This window comes from Longimicrobium sp. (assembly GCF_036388275.1).
Taxonomy (GTDB): Bacteria; Gemmatimonadota; Gemmatimonadetes; order Longimicrobiales; family Longimicrobiaceae; genus Longimicrobium.
Window position 1 is genome coordinate 26243 of the sequence record NZ_DASVSF010000080.1, and the last position, 17124, is coordinate 43366.

At 69.0% G+C, this 17124-nt stretch carries 18 protein-coding genes; 13 read left to right on the plus strand and 5 right to left on the minus strand.

The features are described from left to right. The first annotated feature begins 10 nt into the window (after positions 1–10). The 3 genes from VF632_RS16765 to VF632_RS16775 all read left to right on the plus strand — a co-directional run bounded on the left by VF632_RS16765 (position 11) and on the right by VF632_RS16775 (position 2232). Complete coding sequence (locus VF632_RS16765) at positions 11–514, plus strand: isoprenylcysteine carboxylmethyltransferase family protein (RefSeq protein ID WP_331024074.1); 504 nt, start codon at positions 11–13, stop codon at positions 512–514. 129 nt (positions 515–643) lie between these two features. After that, entirely contained in the window at positions 644–1519 is an 876-nt protein-coding gene (locus tag VF632_RS16770; protein WP_331024075.1) for a hypothetical protein, read from the plus strand. Continuing rightward, on the plus strand, positions 1516–2232 hold the full coding sequence (locus VF632_RS16775) for a hypothetical protein (RefSeq protein WP_331024076.1): 717 nt from the start codon (positions 1516–1518) through the stop codon (positions 2230–2232). Before VF632_RS16770 ends, VF632_RS16775 begins: the two co-directional genes overlap by 4 nt. A gap of 691 nt (positions 2233–2923) precedes the next feature. On the opposite strand, the gene VF632_RS16780 is transcribed toward VF632_RS16775, so the two are convergent. Next, positions 2924–3388, minus strand: coding sequence for a hypothetical protein (locus VF632_RS16780; RefSeq protein ID WP_331024077.1), 465 nt, complete (start codon positions 3386–3388; stop codon positions 2924–2926). Between the two features lie 281 nt (positions 3389–3669). Here VF632_RS16780 and VF632_RS16785 point away from each other — a divergent pair, with 281 nt between their 5' ends. The 4 genes from VF632_RS16785 to VF632_RS16800 all read left to right on the plus strand — a co-directional run bounded on the left by VF632_RS16785 (position 3670) and on the right by VF632_RS16800 (position 7009). Continuing rightward, positions 3670–4356 carry an Ig-like domain-containing protein gene (locus tag VF632_RS16785; RefSeq protein ID WP_331024078.1) on the plus strand — a complete coding sequence of 229 codons (687 nt, stop codon included), beginning with the start codon at positions 3670–3672 and terminating at the stop codon, positions 4354–4356. Positions 4357–4497: 141 nt separating this feature from the next. Further along, entirely contained in the window at positions 4498–4725 is a 228-nt protein-coding gene (locus tag VF632_RS16790; protein WP_331024079.1) for a hypothetical protein, read from the plus strand. Between the two features lie 142 nt (positions 4726–4867). After that, positions 4868–4990 carry a hypothetical protein gene (locus VF632_RS16795; RefSeq protein ID WP_331024080.1) on the plus strand — a complete coding sequence of 41 codons (123 nt, stop codon included), beginning with the start codon at positions 4868–4870 and terminating at the stop codon, positions 4988–4990. A gap of 159 nt (positions 4991–5149) precedes the next feature. Beyond that, a complete protein-coding gene (locus tag VF632_RS16800) occupies positions 5150–7009 on the plus strand; it encodes an RICIN domain-containing protein (protein ID WP_331024081.1) in 1860 nt (619 codons plus the stop codon). Between the two features lie 114 nt (positions 7010–7123). Here the strand turns inward: VF632_RS16800 and VF632_RS16805 are convergent, their stop codons facing one another. Next, positions 7124–7306: a hypothetical protein gene (locus tag VF632_RS16805; RefSeq protein WP_331024082.1), complete on the minus strand. Its 183-nt coding sequence runs from the start codon at positions 7304–7306 to the stop codon at positions 7124–7126. 446 nt (positions 7307–7752) lie between these two features. On the opposite strand from VF632_RS16805, the gene VF632_RS16810 reads away from it, so the two are divergent. The 4 genes from VF632_RS16810 to VF632_RS16825 all read left to right on the plus strand — a co-directional run bounded on the left by VF632_RS16810 (position 7753) and on the right by VF632_RS16825 (position 9524). After that, positions 7753–8031, plus strand: a complete 279-nt coding sequence (locus VF632_RS16810; RefSeq protein WP_331024083.1) for an RICIN domain-containing protein — start codon at positions 7753–7755, stop codon at positions 8029–8031. A 174-nt stretch (positions 8032–8205) separates the two neighbouring features. Beyond that, positions 8206–8880, plus strand: coding sequence for a hypothetical protein (locus tag VF632_RS16815; protein ID WP_331024084.1), 675 nt, complete (start codon positions 8206–8208; stop codon positions 8878–8880). Positions 8881–8949: 69 nt separating this feature from the next. Then, complete coding sequence (locus tag VF632_RS16820) at positions 8950–9225, plus strand: type II toxin-antitoxin system prevent-host-death family antitoxin (protein ID WP_331024085.1); 276 nt, start codon at positions 8950–8952, stop codon at positions 9223–9225. Between the two features lie 89 nt (positions 9226–9314). Next, positions 9315–9524: a YegP family protein gene (locus tag VF632_RS16825; RefSeq protein WP_331024086.1), complete on the plus strand. Its 210-nt coding sequence runs from the start codon at positions 9315–9317 to the stop codon at positions 9522–9524. Between the two features lie 319 nt (positions 9525–9843). On the opposite strand, the gene VF632_RS16830 is transcribed toward VF632_RS16825, so the two are convergent. Then, complete coding sequence (locus tag VF632_RS16830; RefSeq protein WP_331024087.1) at positions 9844–10056, minus strand: hypothetical protein; 213 nt, start codon at positions 10054–10056, stop codon at positions 9844–9846. 136 nt (positions 10057–10192) lie between these two features. Then, a complete protein-coding gene (locus tag VF632_RS16835) occupies positions 10193–12577 on the minus strand; it encodes a glutamine--tRNA ligase/YqeY domain fusion protein (protein WP_331024088.1) in 2385 nt (794 codons plus the stop codon). A 196-nt stretch (positions 12578–12773) separates the two neighbouring features. Here VF632_RS16835 and VF632_RS16840 point away from each other — a divergent pair, with 196 nt between their 5' ends. Beyond that, complete coding sequence (locus tag VF632_RS16840; protein WP_331024089.1) at positions 12774–13574, plus strand: DUF5715 family protein; 801 nt, start codon at positions 12774–12776, stop codon at positions 13572–13574. Positions 13575–13596: 22 nt separating this feature from the next. Here the strand turns inward: VF632_RS16840 and rocF are convergent, their stop codons facing one another. Next, the gene (gene rocF / locus VF632_RS16845; RefSeq protein ID WP_331024090.1) at positions 13597–14538 is read right to left on the minus strand and encodes an arginase; all 942 of its coding nucleotides are present in this window, start codon (positions 14536–14538) and stop codon (positions 13597–13599) included. A gap of 162 nt (positions 14539–14700) precedes the next feature. Here rocF and VF632_RS16850 point away from each other — a divergent pair, with 162 nt between their 5' ends. Then, a complete protein-coding gene (locus VF632_RS16850; protein WP_331024091.1) occupies positions 14701–16647 on the plus strand; it encodes a M1 family metallopeptidase in 1947 nt (648 codons plus the stop codon). Positions 16648–17124 lie beyond the last annotated feature (477 nt).

Below are 17124 nucleotides of genomic sequence, written 5' to 3' on the forward strand. Positions count from 1 at the left end.
GGCGCCGCTGATGACGATCCTTCGCCACGCGATTTCCATCCTGCTGCTGCCCGTTACCGTGGTCGTGGTCATCCCGTTCCTGCTGCTGCGGACGGGTGATGCGCCGGGCGGCTGGGGCGGTGGGGCGGGGCTCGATCTGGTGTCGCGCGTGGCGGGTGGGGTGCTGTTCGGCGTCGGGTTCGCGCTGTTTGCCTGGTGCCTGTTGCTGTTCGCGCGCGTGGGGCAGGGCACGCTCGCGCCGTGGGACCCCACCCGGCGCCTCGTGGCCGTCGGACCGTATCGCCACGTGCGCAACCCCATGATCAGCGGCGTCGCGACGATGCTGCTGGGCGAGGTCCTGTTCTGGCGCTCAGGGCGGCTGGCGCTGTGGGCCTGCGCGTTCGTGCTGATCAACCACACGTACTTCCTGCTCTCGGAAGAGCCGGGGCTGCAGCGCCGCTTCGGCGACAGCTACCGCGCGTACCGGGCCCACGTTCCGCGGTGGATTCCCCGGCTGCGTCCCTGGCGCGGCTGAGCGCGGTGCTCCCCGCGTCGGCAAGCCGGAGCACCAACGCTGAAACCTGCCGCTCACACCATCGTAGTCGCTGCGTGCCGCCAGTGCGCGGCCGCGGGTAATGCCCATTCTCCTTACCTGACGACTACGATGCGTATCCTTGTCGCGGCCTCGTGCGCCGCTTTCGGTGCAGCGGTTCCCGCGGCTGGCCAAGCTGCCGCCGCCGATCCCATCGCCGCCTGCGCGGATCTGCTTGTCCCTTACGCCGACCGCGCCCCGGCGCCGGAGGAACTTCCGCCGCTGGAGATCTCGTCCGCGACGGGCCACCTCAGCTATTTCGGCGCGTCGCACTCGCGCGATCCCGAACACCCGCAATTCGCCGCGATCCGCCAGCTGTGGGAGCAGCGCCGGCCGACCGTGGCGTTCTACGAGGGTCCCGCCCGTCCCGTGGCCGAAACGGGCGACGAGACCATCCGCCAGTATGGAGAATCCGGCTACGTCCGCTTTCTCGCGCAGCAGGCGGGTGCACGCGTGGAGCGCCTCGAGCCGTCGCCCCAGGCCGAAGTCGCGGCGATGCTGGAGCGCTTTCCGCAGGACCAGGTGAAGCTCTTCTACCTCCTTCGCGAAACGGCGCGCCTTCGCGAGCGCCAGGGCATGGGGGAGGCGGAGCTGAAAGCGGGCGTCGGGCGATTGCTGCAGCAGGCGAACGCCATGTTCGGCGAGCAGTTCGGGGCGGCGTGGACGATCGACGACCTGGACGCGGCGTACCGGCGTTACTGGAGCGAGCCGGCGGCGTGGTGGCAGGCGCCGACGCGCTGGTTCGATCCGCTGAAGTCGTCCGCGGAGACGGGCGGCATCTTCACCAACGACGTGAACCGCGCCTCGAGCGAGTTCCGCAACCGGCACATGTACACGGTCCTGGCCACCGCCGCCGCCCGCGGTGACCGCGTGTTCGCCGTCGTGGGCCGCGACCACGTTCCCGCGCAAGCTGCCGCGCTGCACTGCGCCCTCGCTGGGGCCCGATGACCGCCGCCACTACGACGCCGAGGGACACGGCGACCACGCGGATGGGCCTGCGCTGGCTGGCCGCGTTCTGCATCCTGATCCTGGCCGTGCACGAGGCGCACGAGCTGGCGCACACGATCACCGGCCGGCTAATGTGCGGCGAGTGGGCGACGCGCGACTTCAACGAGTGGAGCCTGTCCGCCGGGTGCACGACCCCGGCTCCCACCGCGGCGGGCCCGCTGTTCAGCTACCTGGTGATCGCCATCGGCATCGTGCTCACGCGCAGGGCGGAGTGGAACGCGCGGTGGCTGGGGCTGGCGCTGATCTTTGCCGCCAACCCGCTGGCCCGCATCATCACGGTGGGAATGCGCGGCGGCGACGAGCTAGTGGTCGCGCGCACGTTGTCTGGCGGGCAGACGATCAGCCCGACGGTCTACTGGATGACGGTTGCGCTCGTCACGCTCATCTGCGGCGCCGGAATCGTGGCGGGATGGAGGGTGACGCGCGGAATCCGCTGGCGCGCTGCGACCTTCGCGGCGATCCTCCTGCTGCCGATGGTGCTGACTGGAACGCTGCTGTTCGTGCTCTTCAACGGGCTGCTGCGCGACGGCTTCCTGGCCCAGCCGATCGTCGCGGGCTCCCCCGTGTTCATCACGATCGTCACTGCCATCGTAGGTGTGTTGATGATCACAACCGCGGGGTGGCTGCGGAATTCGTCAGGCCCCACAGCGTAGACGACATCGAGGTACGATGAACGGGAGGCGCGGAGGGGCGGTTATCTGCTGCCGGTGCACGACCCATGGCTACCGTCGGGACGCTTGGCGGCTAGAATGACTGACCTGAACTGATCGCGCGCACGCCATGTCTTTCTCTCAATCCCGAATGACGTCCCATCCTCGGGCGAGCGTAGCGCTCGGACTGTACGGCTTGATGCTGGGCATCGCCGCCGTACCCGCATTTTTTCTGGGTGCTGCCGGATGGACCGCGCTGGTCGGTTTCCTTGGCATAGTGCTGTCGTGGGTGCTCGGCACGCATACGGCGCTCGACATATCCGGGAAGCCGATCGAGTACCCGGGTCCTTTACGGGAACTCCTGCTCGGGGACGGCACGCGGCCGGTGGAGCCTCGCTGGTGGAGGGCCTTCTTGTTTGCGCGCAGCCTTGCCGCGCTGACCTTGATTGTGGGATTCGGAGCTGTCGCTTCAGATGGCCGTCCAGGCGTGGGGACATGCCGCCGCGCAAGAGCGGGAGATCCACAAGTTGCAGCAGGACATGGGCTTGCTCTACGGCTTGCCCTCTGTGGATCCCAGGATTCAAGCGGCGTACCGGAGGAGCAGGGAGTAGGTGAATCCCATCGGCATTCTGCACCGGCCGACAATCGCAGATCGATTCGTCGGCCGGTCTTCTATCTCCACCTCCCCACTTGCCTAGGGCGTCTGTATCCCCCCGGCCAGCCAGAGCTTGCCCGGGCAGCCCGCCGGCAGGTCGTCGCGCAGGTGCCCGGCATCACCGGACGATCCCGGGGCTTCCCCGCCGCTCAGGCGCACCGGCCCGTCCACCTTGGCCATGACTCCGGTCTGCGTGTCGCGGACGGCCCTGCCGCGTGGTTCCAGGGCAAGGTCCACGTGCGGCGGCCAGAGCACCGCGTACCGCTCGTCCGCGCCGGTGCGCACCACCAAGCAGCCGTTCTCCACCACCAGGGTTCCCGTCACCAGCGCTTCCTGCACCTCGCCGCCCTCACCCGGCAGCCAGCGTGGAAGCGAGGCAACGGCACCCGATGAAGCAGGTGGCGAAGCGGCGGGCGCGGTCGCAGCCGCGGCGGCGGTGTCGGACGCGGCGGGCGGGGGATCGTTCTTCTGGCAGGCAGCCAGGGCGAGAAGGAGGAGCGGCAAGCATGTCGATCGCATCTGGCACACGTTCACGAGTGGGCGCGAGGATCCGCGGGGCAGGTGACCGACCGCGGAGCAGGCAAGTTCGGCTCCGAGCCGGTGCCCGGCCTCTTGTGCCCGGCCGTGGCGTCGTTCCGCCCGGCGCGACTGCCAGCAGTCGAGGTGAGGAGGCCGCGACGTTTGCCGAGAACGTATGTTTACGGTATAATTGGTAATTCCTCCTCCGCTCAGCCGCGCTTGAAAGTCTCGGCATCTTGAGCGCCCATAAGAAGTTGCATGGATTGATGACCGCAATCACCGGAAGCACGTTCTGGAATCTTTGCCCTGCGCTCCGCGCCGGCGCTGCCCTGTGTGCCCTTGCCACCGCCGTCGCTTGTGGCGACAGCCCGACCGCAAAGGCCGATTCCACGCTTTCCCTTACGCCCGCCGTCGACACACTCGACGCGGTCGGTGACGAGCTGACGCTCTCCGCGCAGGTGACGGGCAGTACGCAGACGCCGACCTGGCAGTCGACGACGCCGTCGATCGTTTCGGTGAACAGCGCGGGCAAGGTGACCGCCGTCGCGCCGGGGCAGGGCACCGTGCGCGCCACGGTGGGGGGTGTTTCGGCCACGGCCAACGTCGTCGTCCGCCCCGCGGCGGCCGTGACCGTGGTGTCGGGCACCGTGGCCGCCGCCGACATCGCGCGCGACCGGGTGACGCTGCGCCTGCAGAACACCGGCGGGCGCGGCACGTTCTTCATCGAGTTCTGGGGCCTGCGCACGTCGCCTTCGGGGGCTCACCACCACTTCGCCGACTCGCAGCCGGTGGAGGTTCAGCCGGGGCTGGACGTGACCGCGAGCTTCCTGGTTCCAGTGCGGTCGGCCCCCGACGTGGACTGGGTGATCGTCTACACGCGCGAGCCCGGCTCGCTCAACTACCGCCAGACCGCCTGCTACCGCTTCAACGGTGGGGCCTGCCCGGTGCCCTGACCCTGCGGTGGGTTCCAGATGACGAGCGGCCGGCCATCCCGATGTGATCGCCGGCCGTTTTGCTTGGGCCGTATTACGGACGGGCGGATGCGATTACGTTATATCTGAGCATCCGAACCTGGTTGTGAGGCGGAGCGGAATATGGGTGAGCGTGCTTTCGAAATCGGTAACGAGTCTCGTCTACTGGAATTCATCCGCGATGCTGCGCGTGGGGACGACCTGATCCTCACGGACGGCGGCGAGCCGATCGCCAGGATCATCCCGATCACGCGTGCAAAGGGTCAGCGCGAGTTTGGCAGCGCCAAGGGCCTGATCCACATGGCGGACGACTTCGACGCGCCACTCGACGATTTCAGCGATCACATGTGATCGGTACGCCTGGTGCTGGTGAGGACGCAGGCGTCGGCGTGATCGTCGAAGATGCTCACCGTTTCAGACATGTTTGCGCGGAGAGGCTTCGGCGTATATGATCAAGGAACGGCGCATCTTTCCCCTTTGCTGCGAGGCTACGATGAACAAGCTTCACCTCCGCCTGGAAGATCTGCACGTCGATTCGTTCCTCACCGCGATTTCGAACGGTGAGGCAGCGGCCGACGCTGCGTGGACCGATCGCTGCACGTACACCTGCCCGTAAGTAAGCTACGAGATCCAGGGCGGCCCGTGCTCCTGGGGTGGAGCGCGGGCCGTGCTTCTCCACCACATCCATCCCCCTCCACCCCGTTCGCACGCTTCGCGGCGTGTTCTGCAGACGGTCACGTACGTTAGAGGCCTTCACGCTCCCCAAGGAGGCACCATGCCGGCAGGTGTTCCATCGCTGCTCCGCGCACTGCTCGTTCCGCTTGTGGCCGGCCTGCTTCACTCCGGCTGCGACGAGGTCAGCGGCCCGTCCCCGCGGCTCATCTCGCCCGAAGCTCCGCCATCCCAATCCGTCGCAATCGGCTATCGGAACCCCATCTTGGGTCCTGACGCGCCGGATCCGCACGTGGCGCAGTTCGAGGGCAAGTACTGGATCTATCCCACCTCGAAGGGCGGCCAGCGCTTTCATGCGTATTCGTCCACCGACCTGGTGAACTGGGTGGACGAAGGAGTGGTGCTGGACCTGGGCCCCGGCGTGAGCTGGACGGACCGCAACGGCTGGGCGCCCGCCATCGCCCATCGCAACGGCAACTACTACTTCTACTACAGCGCCAACGGGCCGCACCCCGACAGCAAGATCGGCGTGGCCGTGGGCACCTCGCCGCGGGGGCCGTTCACCGACATCGGCCGGCCGTTGGTGCACAGTGACGCGGCGGTGCCGCTGGAGGCGATCGACCCCATGGTGTTCATCGACGGCGACGGGCAGGCGTACCTGTACTACGGCGGGTCGGCGGGCAGGGGCAACATGGGCATCCACCGCCTGAACGCCGACATGACCTCGCTCAGCGGCTCGCGGATCGTGCAGAAGCCCTCGTATTTCACCGAGGGGCCGTTCGTGCACAAGCGCAACGGCATCTACTACCTCAGCTACAGCAACGGCGGCTGGAACACGGCGGACTACAACGTCCGCTACGCCACCAGTTCGTCACCCACCGGCCCGTGGACGTACGGGGCGCAGATCCTGTCCAAGGACTTCAACTACACCGGCCCCGGGCACCACGCCATCCTGAACCGCGGCGGCGACGACTGGTACATCGTGTACCACCGCTACGAGGACGGCACCGAGTTCAACGCCAAGCGCCGCGCCACGGCCATCGACCGGCTTACGTACAGCGGCAGCACCATCCAGCGCGTGACGATGACGGGCGCCGTCCCCAACGGCCGCTACAAGCTGTTCGCGCGGCACAACGGCAACGCGCTGGACGTGGGCGGCTGCTCCGCGGCCGACGGCGCGGACGTCATCAGCTGGCCGTACTCGGGCGCGGGATGCCAGCAGTGGGACTTCGCGCGGCAGACGGACGGGCACTACAAGATCACCGCCGCGCACAGCGGCAAGGCGCTCGACGTGGGCGGCTGCTCCACGGCCGACGGCGCCGACGTGATCCAGTGGCCCTGGAGCGGCGCCGACTGCCAGCGCTGGCAGGTGGTGAAGACCGGCCCCGACGCCTTCAAGCTGGTCGCCAAGCACAGCGGCAAGGCGCTGGACGTGGCCGGGTGCAGCACCGCGAACGGGGCCGACGTGATCGTCTGGACGTACACGGGCCTGCTCTGCCAGCAGTGGACCATCCGGCAGACGGCGACCGTCGTCCCCAACGGGCGCTACAAGCTGCTGGCCCGGCACAGCGGGCAGGCGCTGGACGTGGCAGGATGCTCCACGGCGGATGGGGCCGACGCCATCACCTGGCCGTACTGGGGCGGCACCTGCCAGCAGTGGAACTTCGAGCGGCAGACGGACGGCTTCTACAAGATCACCGCGGCGCACAGCGGCAAGGCGCTGGACGTGGGCGGCTGCTCCACGGCGGAGGGCGCGAACGTGATCACCTGGCCTTGGGCGGCCAACGACTGCCAGAAGTGGGACGTGGTGGACGTAGGCGGCGACTACTACCGCATCACCGCCAAGCACAGCGGCAAGTCGCTTGACGTCGCCAGCTGCTCCACCGCCAACGGCGCCGACGCCATCGTCCGCACCTACACCGGCGCAGACTGCCAGAGGTGGCGCATCGAGACGACGCCGTAGGCGCTGAGGGTGCGCGGGCTACCTCCTTCTATCCGCTGTTGCATTCCCCCAATAACCGATCGTGGGGCCGTGTCCTTTCGAGACACGGCCCCGCGATTTCTTGAGGACGCATTGCTATTGGGTGATTGGCTGGAGGTCTGCCCGGAGCCAAGCGCGCTTCAGGTCGCACAGCCGCTGGGGCACCCGCACGCCGGCGCGGCTCCACTCGCGGTAGCCGGGTGCGCGTACCACGACGTCGTACGTGCCAGCCCTCTCCCGCGCGGCGCCGTACGCAACGGTGCTGCTGTCGACGTACATTCCGTCTCGTACGATGAGCGCGCTCCGCCATTGCAGTTCCTTCGAGAGCGGCCGGCCCGCGTCGAGCGCCATGACATGTACGGAAGCCCTGGCCGAGGACTCGCCGGAGCACCGATCGCCGAGGACCTCGCGTCGGGTCGATGGGTGCACAAAAGTCAGGACTGCGGTTGCGAGCACCAGCCCTAAAGAGCGGCTCCAACCGGGCGAACGGCGCATGCTACGTTCCGATCGAGTATGGGAAGCCGTCGCCAGCCAACCTCTATTGTACTGTACGGCTTCGGCGTCTTCGCGACAACTCGCCCGGTCGCTGAGATTACGCGTTCGCCCGTGTTCACGGCGCGGGCTCGCCGCTCGCGGTCGGCAGGCTCGGAAATACGGAGCCGGAACGGGGTTGATACCAGGGGTCGCGGGGCTGTCTGCAACCCAAGCTCCAGATTGCTGACCTTATGTTCCTCCCGCGCGACCAAGATCAGCCCGACCCTGAGGCGCACCCGCCGCCGCACCGCGCACTGCCAGGAGTAGACGTCGCGCGGCAGTCGGACGGGCACAAGATCACCGCGGCGCACAGCGGCAAGGCGCTGGACGTAGGCGGCGGCTCCACGGCGGAGGGCGCGGACGTGATCACCTGGCCCTGGCTGGCCAACGACTGCCAGAGGTGGGACGTGGTGAACGGCTGCGCGGACGAGCGCGCCAAGCAGACCGTCCGCATCACCCGGACGCCGTAGGGCGGCGGATCGCCGGCCGCTCCTGTCATCGTCCGACCCGCACTCCTCCCGCTCGCGGTTCGTTGCGCTGAAACTCGGGCGCGTGGATGGCGTAGTCCGGCGTCGCGCGCCTTGCCCGCGAGGCTCCGTGCGTCCATCATGCACCCAACGTTTCCACTGGACCTGGAGTGAGCGATGACGAATCAGCGTCGGTACGGAGAGGCCGAGGTCGCTGAGATCTTCCAGTACGCGGCGAGCCCCCGCGCGTCCGCCGGGCACGCGCCGGCTCCCGAGAGCGGCTTCTCCCTGGCCGAACTCCAGTCCATCGGCACCGAGGTGGGCATCGCGCCGGAGCGCGTAGCCGAGGCGGCCGCGGCGCTGGACGTGCACCGCGTCGACGCGCCACGCCGGCGCACGCACCTGGGAATGCCGGTTGCGGTCGGCCGGACGGTCGATCTGCCGCGGGCGCCCACCGACCGCGAGTGGGAAATGCTCCTCGCGGATCTGCGCGAGACGTTCGGTGCGCGCGGCAAGGACCGGTCGAGCGGTGGGGTGCGCATCTGGACCAATGGCAACCTGCACGCGTACGTGGAGCCCACGGAAGCCGGCTACCGCCTGCGCCTGGGCACCAGCAAGGGCACCGCGGTGGCGGCCAGCCAGATGGGACTGGCGAGCCTGTTCGCGGGGCTGGTCCTCGGCGTCCTGCTGTTCGCCGAAGTGCTGGACGAGGACCTGGTCGTGCTGCTCGTATTCTCCCTGATGGGCGCCATTGCCCTCGCGATGAACGCCATCCGGCTCCCCCGCTGGGCCGACGCGCGCGAGGAGCAGATGGAGCGCATTGCCGCCCGCGCCCGCGTGCTGATTGCCTGAGGGGACGATTCGGAGCGGGGGGCCTGCCGCTCACCGCGCGCGTCGTGGCGCCGGGACCGGGGAATCCTGATGGCGGAGTACGCGATCAACATCGTCGAACCGGTGCCGCTTCCGGAGTTGATCCGCCGTGCGGCTGCCGGGGAAGAGGTAATCCTGACAGAAGGCGGAGAGCCGGTGGCTAGAGTCCTCACAATCAGCGGCGGTAACGAAGCGGCCCTCATGGCGGAGGACTCGCTGCGGGACTGGCTACGCCCGGAGGAAGACGAGGCTTGGAGGCACCTTCAGCGTGAATCGTGCGAAACCGCCGCAGGCAGAAGGGGAAATAGCGAGGATACGTCCGACTAGGGAAGCGTCGGCAAGTCGCAGTACCGGTTGCTGGCCTCAAGGTCGCTCGTTTGGCGACCCGAGATTCACCCTGGTGGAGAGGTGTTCCCATGGCGAAGTTCTGGATGACCAAAGACAAGGCGGGTGAGTGGCGGTGGGCGCTCCTGGCCGACAACAACAAGAAGATCGCGGATTCGGGTGAGGGCTACGTCCGCCGCGACAGCTGCCTGGACGCCATCACTCGCGTGAAGCGGGACGCGCCCGGCGCTTCGGTGTACGACGCGTCCGAATCAACCCCCAAACTGGTCCCCGGGGTGTAGATATCATGAAAAGGCAAGCGCAGCCGGGGTTGAGGACGCAAGAGTCTGAGTTTCCGCGCTCGAACGGCTAGCCTTGGGGAACAACGAAAACGGCCGGCGATCCCTTCGGAGCGCCGGCCGTCCTATTCAGCCCTGTCGTTCACGCGCAAAGCCGCCGCACCACCTCTTCCGCGCCGCGCTTGTACACCGTGAGGTACACCAGCGCCCCGCGGGAACGACCACGCGGGGTTCACATTGCCGCCGGACTGGCGCATCATCTGGCTCACGAAGAAGCCGCGGCGGCAGATGTTGCCGGCCCGGCTTCTTCGGTTTGCGATGATCAGCCCGGCGACCTGGGATAAACGTTGGCCTTGCTCACCATGTCGTAGGGCAGCGCACCCGCGAACATTTCGCGCAGAAACCGGCTTTCGCCGAGGCGCACCTCGTTGTTTCCAATATCTGGTCCGGTGCTGCTTTTCACCGTTACCTCGATCGTCCCCGCCGGCCCTACCAGGTATACCAGCCATTCACGTTCAGCTCCATCGCTCATCATCCGCTCCCATTCAGGTTTCGATCACGATCACCCGCCCAGCCGCTACTGCACCAGCTGGTCCACGAGCGCGGGGTTGGCGTTGCCGCAAAGGGGTCGGCCGGCGATTCAGAGGGATCGTCGGCCGTTTCGCCGATGCTCACGGCGCGTCCGCCTCCAGCCGCTCCTTCACGAGCCTGCTGACCAGCTCCGGGTTGGCGCTGCCGCCGCTCTGGCGCATCACCTGGCCTACGAAGAAGCCCAGCAGGCCCGTCTTGCCCTGGCGGTACTCGTCGGCCTTCTTGGCATTCGCGTTGATCACCTCGTCCACGATGGGGCCGATGGCGCCGGGGTCGCTCACCTGTCGCAGCCCGCGGCGCTCCACGATGTCGTCCGGCGCGCCGCCGCCGCGCACCATCTCCGCCAGCACCGCCTTGCCGCCACCGCTGGAGATCGTCCCGTCGTCCACCAGTTCGATCAGGCGGTTCAGCTCCGCCGGGGTGAACGCGATTTCGTTGATGCCGCGCTCCTTCGTTTCCAGCAGCACCACGTTCACGATCCAGCTCGCCACGCTCTTCGGCCGCGCGCCGAGGTCGACAGTCGACTCGAAGAGGTTCGAAATCCCCACGTCGCGGGTCAGGATGTCGGCCTCCGTCGCGGAGAGGGCGAGCTCGTCGGCGTAGCGCGCGCGGCGGGCCTCCATCTCCGGCGTCCGCTGCACCTCCGCGGCGGGCGCCTTGGCGCGCTTCTCACCATCCGGCGCGACGCTCTCCTTCGGCTTCTTCTCCGCCTTCGGAGCCGGGGCGGCCTGCGTGGACTTCGCCGCCCAGGTGTCGCGCAGGGTGACGGTGCGGTTGAAGACGAGCGCGCCCGGCTTCGAATCCACCACGTCCGCGCAGAAGTAGCCCAGCCGCTCGAACTGCCAGCGGCTCCCCGGCTCCGCGTTGCGGATGCTGGGCTCCACGATCGCGCCGGGGATGACGACCAGCGACTCGGGGTTCAGGTGGTCCTTGAAGTCGCCCTCGCCGGCATCGGGATCGGGCACTCTGAAAAGGCGGTCGTACAGCCGCACCTCGGCGGGCACGCCGTGCTCCGCGCTCACCCAGTGGATGGTGCCCTTCACCTGCCGCCCGTCCGGCGTGTTTCCGCCGCGCGTGGCCGGGTCGTACGAGCAGCGCAGCTCCACGATCTCCCCCGCATCGTCCTTGACCACTTCGTCGCAGCGGATGACGTACGCGTACCGCAGCCGCACCTCGCCCCCGGGCACCAGGCGGTGGAACCCCTTGGGCGGGTTCTCGGCGAAGTCGTCGTGCTCGATGAACAGCGTACCAGAGAAGGGCAGGGGACGCGACCCCTCGTTGGGCACGTCGTGCGGCCAGAGCGGCGCGTCCAGCTCCTCCGTCTGCCCCTCGGGATAGTTGGTGATGGTCACCTTTAGCGGCCGCAGCACGCACAGCACGCGCGGCGCCTTGGGGTTCAGGTCTTCGCGGATGGCCCACTCCAGCTTGCCGACCTCGGCGCGGGTGCTGGCCTTGGTGACGCCCATCCGCTCCCAGAACGCGCGCACCGCCTCGGCCGTGGCGCCGCGGCGGCGGATGCCGGCCAGCGTGGGCATGCGCGGATCGTCCCAGCCGCTCACGAAGCCGCCCTTCACCAGCTCCAGCAGCTTGCGTTTGCTCATCACCGTGTAGTCGATGTTGCCGCGCGCGAACTCGTACTGGTGCGGCCGGGCCGGCGTGCCGCCCTCGGAGCGCACGAAGTCCTGCCAGTGATCGACCGTCCAGTCGTAGATGGCGCGGTTGTTCTCGAACTCCAGGGTGCAGAGCGAGTGCGTGATCCCCTCGATGGCGTCTTCGATGGGGTGCGCGTAGTCGTACAGCGGGTAGATGCACCACTTGTCGCCCGTGCGGTAGTGGTGCGCGTGGCGGATGCGGTACAGCAGCGGGTCGCGCAGCAGCATGTTGGGCGACGACAGGTCGATCTTCGCCCGCAGCACGTGCGAGCCGTCGGGAAACTCGCCCGCCTTCATCCGCCGGAAGAGATCGAGATTCTCCTCGACGGACCGGTCCCGGAACGCCGTCGGCCGCCCCGGCTCGGTGACGGTGCCGCGCGCCTCGCGGATCTCCTCGTCCGACGAGCTGTCCACGTACGCCTGCCCGCGCGTCACCAGGAACTCGGCGAAGCGGTACATGTCGTCGAAATAGTCCGCCGCGTGCAGCACCTCGTCGCGGAAGTCCGCGCCCAGCCAGCGGACGGTGTCGACGATGGACTCGACGTAGCTGACGTCCTCGGTCTCGGGATTGGTGTCGTCGAAGCGCAGGTTGAAGCGCCCGCCCGTCTCCCTGGCGATCCCGTAGTTCAGGACGATGGACTTGGCGTGGCCGATGTGCAGGTAGCCATTGGGCTCCGGCGGAAAGCGCGTGACGATGGCCGGGTACTTCCCCGCGCGGAGGTCGTCCGCCACGATGGAACGGATGAAGTCCAGCCCCTCGCGCGCGGCGAACGCCTCCGCCGGCGAACGACCCTCGTTGCTGTTCTCGGTCACGATCGAGCTCTGCCTGTCCAAAGAAGCCCGCGCGGCAACCGGGCGGGTGTTAGTACGTGCTAGCGCATACTAGCAAACCGGGGCCGGGCCGACAACGTGGGGAGGGGGACTGCACATTCGCTTGAACATGTGTTAAATTGATTGGACACAACGACATACACGCGGAATCGCCCCGGACCCGAAGGAAGGAGCCCGAATGAAGATCATGCGCGTTCTTTCCGCGGCTGCGGTGGCCGGCACGCTCGCCGCCGCCCCGGCCCATGCGGTGGAGCCCACGCTGCGCGGCTCGCCCTCGTCCATGGTGCGCCAGCACGAGGTGGCCAAGGCCAGCGACTACTCGTTCCTGCGCGACGCGGCCGAGGTGAAGCGCCTGGCCGACGCCGGCTACCTGCAGCGCGTGAAGCCCACGGACGACTTTCGCCTGGCCAACGTGTCGCACCCGTACGCCCGGCCCGAGGTGGTCACCTTCATCGAGCGGCTGAGCGCGCAGTACCGCGACGCCTGCAACGAGCGCCTGGTGGTCACCAGCCTCACGCGGCCCGTGGGCAACCAGCCCAGCAACGCGCACAAGCTGTCGGTGCACCCGGCGGGGATGGCGGTAGACCTGCGCATCAGCCGCGACGCGGACTGCCGCGCCTGGCTGGAAGGCACCCTGCTGGCGCTGGAAAGCCGCAGCGTGCTCGACGTGACGCGCGAGCGTACTCCGCCGCACTACCACATCGCGGTGTTCCCGGGCGCCTACTCGGCCTACCTGGAGCGGGCCGGCGGGACGAGCGCCCCCGCGCAGTTCGCCAGCGCGTCCAGGCCCAGGCCGGCCAGCCTGGAGGCCGCCTCCACGCGCACCCCGCCCGCCCGGCCCAAGACGACCGTCGCCGCCGCGCGGATGGTGACGACGCCGGCCGATGACGACGAGAGCGGCGTGCTGGCGGTGCTCACCGTCTGCGTGCTGGTGTCCATCGCCTTCGCGGGCCGCAAGCGGCGGGTCCGCAGGGCCTGACGCCGCGGCCCCGCCCCCGAGATCATCCCACGCGCGCCCTGGCCGGAAGAATGGCCGGGGCGTCTGGCCATACGCGCAGCCCCAGGCACGAAAGCGCCAGGTCCACCGCCAGTTCCGCCGTCAGGTTGCGCTGGTCCAGGATGGGGTTCACCTCCACTACGTCCAGCCCCCGCACCATCCCGCTGCTGCCCAGCATCTCCATGGCCAGGTGCGCCTCGCGGACGGTCAGCCCGCCGGAAACCGGGGTGCCCACGCCCGGCGCGAACTGCGGGTCCAGCACGTCCATGTCGAAGCTGACGTGGATGCCCTCCGTCCCCTCCGTCGCCACCGCCAGCGCCGCCTCCATCACCGCGGCAATGCCGTAGCGGTCGATGGACTCCATCGAGAACACCGTCACCCCCGCCTCGCGCATCAGCGCGCGCTCGCCGGCGTCCAGGTCGCGCGTCCCCACGAACGCCACGTTCCGCGGGTCGATGCTGCGCACGGCCGGGTCGCCCGACCCCAGCCCGGTCAGCCGCGGATCGCCGAAGCCGCACAGCGCGGCCATCGGCATTCCGTGGATGTTGCCGGATGGCGTGGTTTCGGGCGTGTTCCAGTCGCCGTGCGTATCCACCCACACCACGCCGACCTTGCGGACGCGGGCGTGCCCGCCGATGGACCCCAGCGCAACCGAGTGGTCCCCGCCCACCACCACGGGAAATCCACCCGACTTCACGCTCTGCTCCACCGCGTCCGAAAGGGACGCCAGCACGGGGAGGATGGCGTCCACGAAGCGCAGCGTGGGCTCCGCCACCTTCACGTTCTCGCGCAGGGGAACGAAGACGTTGCCGCGGTCGTTCACGTCGTGCCCCAGCTTGCGCAGCCGGTCGAAGAGCCCCGCGTGCCGCACCGCCGCCGGCCCCATGTCCACGCCGCGCCGCCCGGCACCGTAGTCCAGCGGCACTCCGATTACATCGATCTGCATACCCTGTTCATTGCTGGTTTCGCCGCCGCGCGGCCGTACGGGTGCGCGGCGGGCTTCGTGCGGAACACCGGGCCGTCCGCCGGGTTCTGTCGCGCGAGGCCGAAGTCATGCATCTTCGCCAGGCCGGATATATCGCATCGAGCACCCGAGCAACAGACCCGAATGACCGTTCGAACCTTTCTTCCGCTGGCCGCCGCCGCGCTGCTGACCGGCGCGTGCGTTCCCGCCGCCACGCGCTCCATGCCCGAGCCCCTGTGCGGCCCCAACGACGTCCCGCCCCAACCGTCGCCCGAGGCGCCGCCCATGGCCCTGCAGCCGCTGGTGCGCGACATCCACTCGTTCGCGCAGCCCAACGAAGCGCGCGTGCGGCACGTGGACTTGGACCTGCGCGCCGACTTCGCCGCCAAGACGCTGTCCGGCACCGCCAGCCTGAACGTGGCCGCGGCCGCCGGCGCCGACGACGTGGTGCTCGACACCAAGGGGCTCGCCATCCAGTCGGTGACGGACCGCGCCGGCCAGCCCCTCCGCTGGGCGCTCGGCGCGGCGGACAGCATCCTGGGCCAGCCGCTGACGGTGCAATTGCCGGGCGGGGGCGACCACGTGCTGGTCATCCGCTACCAGACCAGCCCCACCGCCAGCGCGCTGCAGTGGCTGACGCCGGAGCAGACGGCCGGCAAGCGCCATCCGTACCTGTTCTCGCAGGGCCAAGCCATCCTCACGCGGACGTGGATTCCTACGCAGGACAGCCCGGGGATCCGCCAGACGTACAGCGCCCGCATCGTGGTTCCCGCCGAGCTGAAGGCGGTGATGAGCGCCGAGATGCTGACGCCCCAGGGCGAACCGGTGTCCGGCGGCCGCGCCTTCCGTTTCCGGATGGGTGAGGCGGTTCCGCCGTACCTGATCGCGCTGGCCGTGGGCGACCTGGCGTTCCGTCCGCTGGGCCCCCGCACCGGCGTCTACACCGAGCCCGGGATGCTGGAGCGCAGCGCCAACGAGCTGGCCGAGCTGGAGAAGTTCGTCGACGCCGCCGAGTCGCTCTACGGGCCCTACCGCTGGGGCCGCTACGACGTGCTGGTGCTGCCGCCGTCCTTCCCCTTCGGCGGGATGGAAAACCCGCGCCTGACCTTCGCCACGCCCACCATCCTGGCGGGGGACCGCTCGCTGGTGTCGCTGATCGCGCACGAGCTGGCGCACTCGTGGTCGGGCAACTTGGTGACGAACGCCACCTGGGCCGACTTCTGGCTGAACGAGGGGTTCACCACCTACTTCGAGAACCGCATCATGGAGGCGATGTTCGGCCCGGAGCGCGCCGCCATGCTGGCGAGCCTGGGGTGGCGCGGGCTGCAGTCGGCGGTGGTGGACGCCGGCGGCCCCACGGGCGCCGACACGCGGCTCCACATCGACTTGGCAGGGCGCGACCCCGACGCGGGGATGACGGACATCGCGTACGAGAAGGGCGCGGCGTTCCTGCGGACTGTCGAGCAGGTCGTTGGCCGCGAGCGGTGGGACGCGTACCTGCGTTCGTACTTCGACCGACACGCCTTCCGGCCGATGACCACGGAGACGTTCCTGGCCGACCTGCGCGCCAACCTCACCCGCGGCGACGCGGAGCTGGAGCGGCGGATCGGGCTGGAGCAGTGGGCGTACCAGCCCGGCGTGCCGGCCAACGCGGTGCAGCCGCAGTCGGGCGCCTTCGCCCGCGTGGAAGCGCAGGCGCGCGCCTTCGGGCAGGGGACGGCGGCGGCGCGGCTGCAGACGAGCGGGTGGAGCACGCAGGAGTGGCAGCACTTCCTGGGCTCGCTGCCGCAGCGGCTGACGCGGGCGCAGCTGGCGGACCTGGACCGCGCGTTCGGCCTGTCGCGGCAGGGGAACAGTGAAATCCTGTTCGGATGGCTGACCATCGCGGTGCGCAACCGCTACGAGCCGGCGCTCCCGGCGCTGGAGCAGTTCCTGACCAGCCAGGGCCGCCGCAAGTTCGTGCGCCCGCTCTTCGCGGCGCTGATGGAGCAGGGCGAGTGGGGCAGGGGCCACGCCCGCCGCATCTACGCCATCGCGCGGCCGGGCTACCACCCGGTGACCTCGGGCTCGGTGGACGCGATCGTGAAGTAGGGGCGCGGCCCCGACCCCGGCCCTGCTGGGGCGCGACAGGGGTCATCCCGACGCACCCTCGTCATCGACAGGCGAACGCGCCACAGCCTGTCATCCTGAGGCCCAGGCGCACAGTACCAGCCCGCAGTACAGGCCTCGCGGGCCGAAGGATCTAGCCGCGGATACGTACAAGCCGGGGCGCGGCAGCGGTCACCATATCCGAGGCCTCGGCTGCCGTGGGGCCCTCACCCGGCCGCGCTGACACGCGTGCCACCCTCTCCCACAAACAGCGTGGGAGAGGGGGTACACTTCAGGAATGCGGTGCGGCGGCAGCACATAAGCAGAAGCCTCGGCCCCGCTGGGGCGACTGAAGTCGCGGCGTAACCGTTCAGGTGGCAGCAGCCAGGAGCTTGGGTGCAGCGTTGCCGGAGCGCAGGGCGGCGATGGAAAGAGCAATGAAGTCGAGCGGGTGCACCTTCTGCTGCTGGCAGGTGGCGC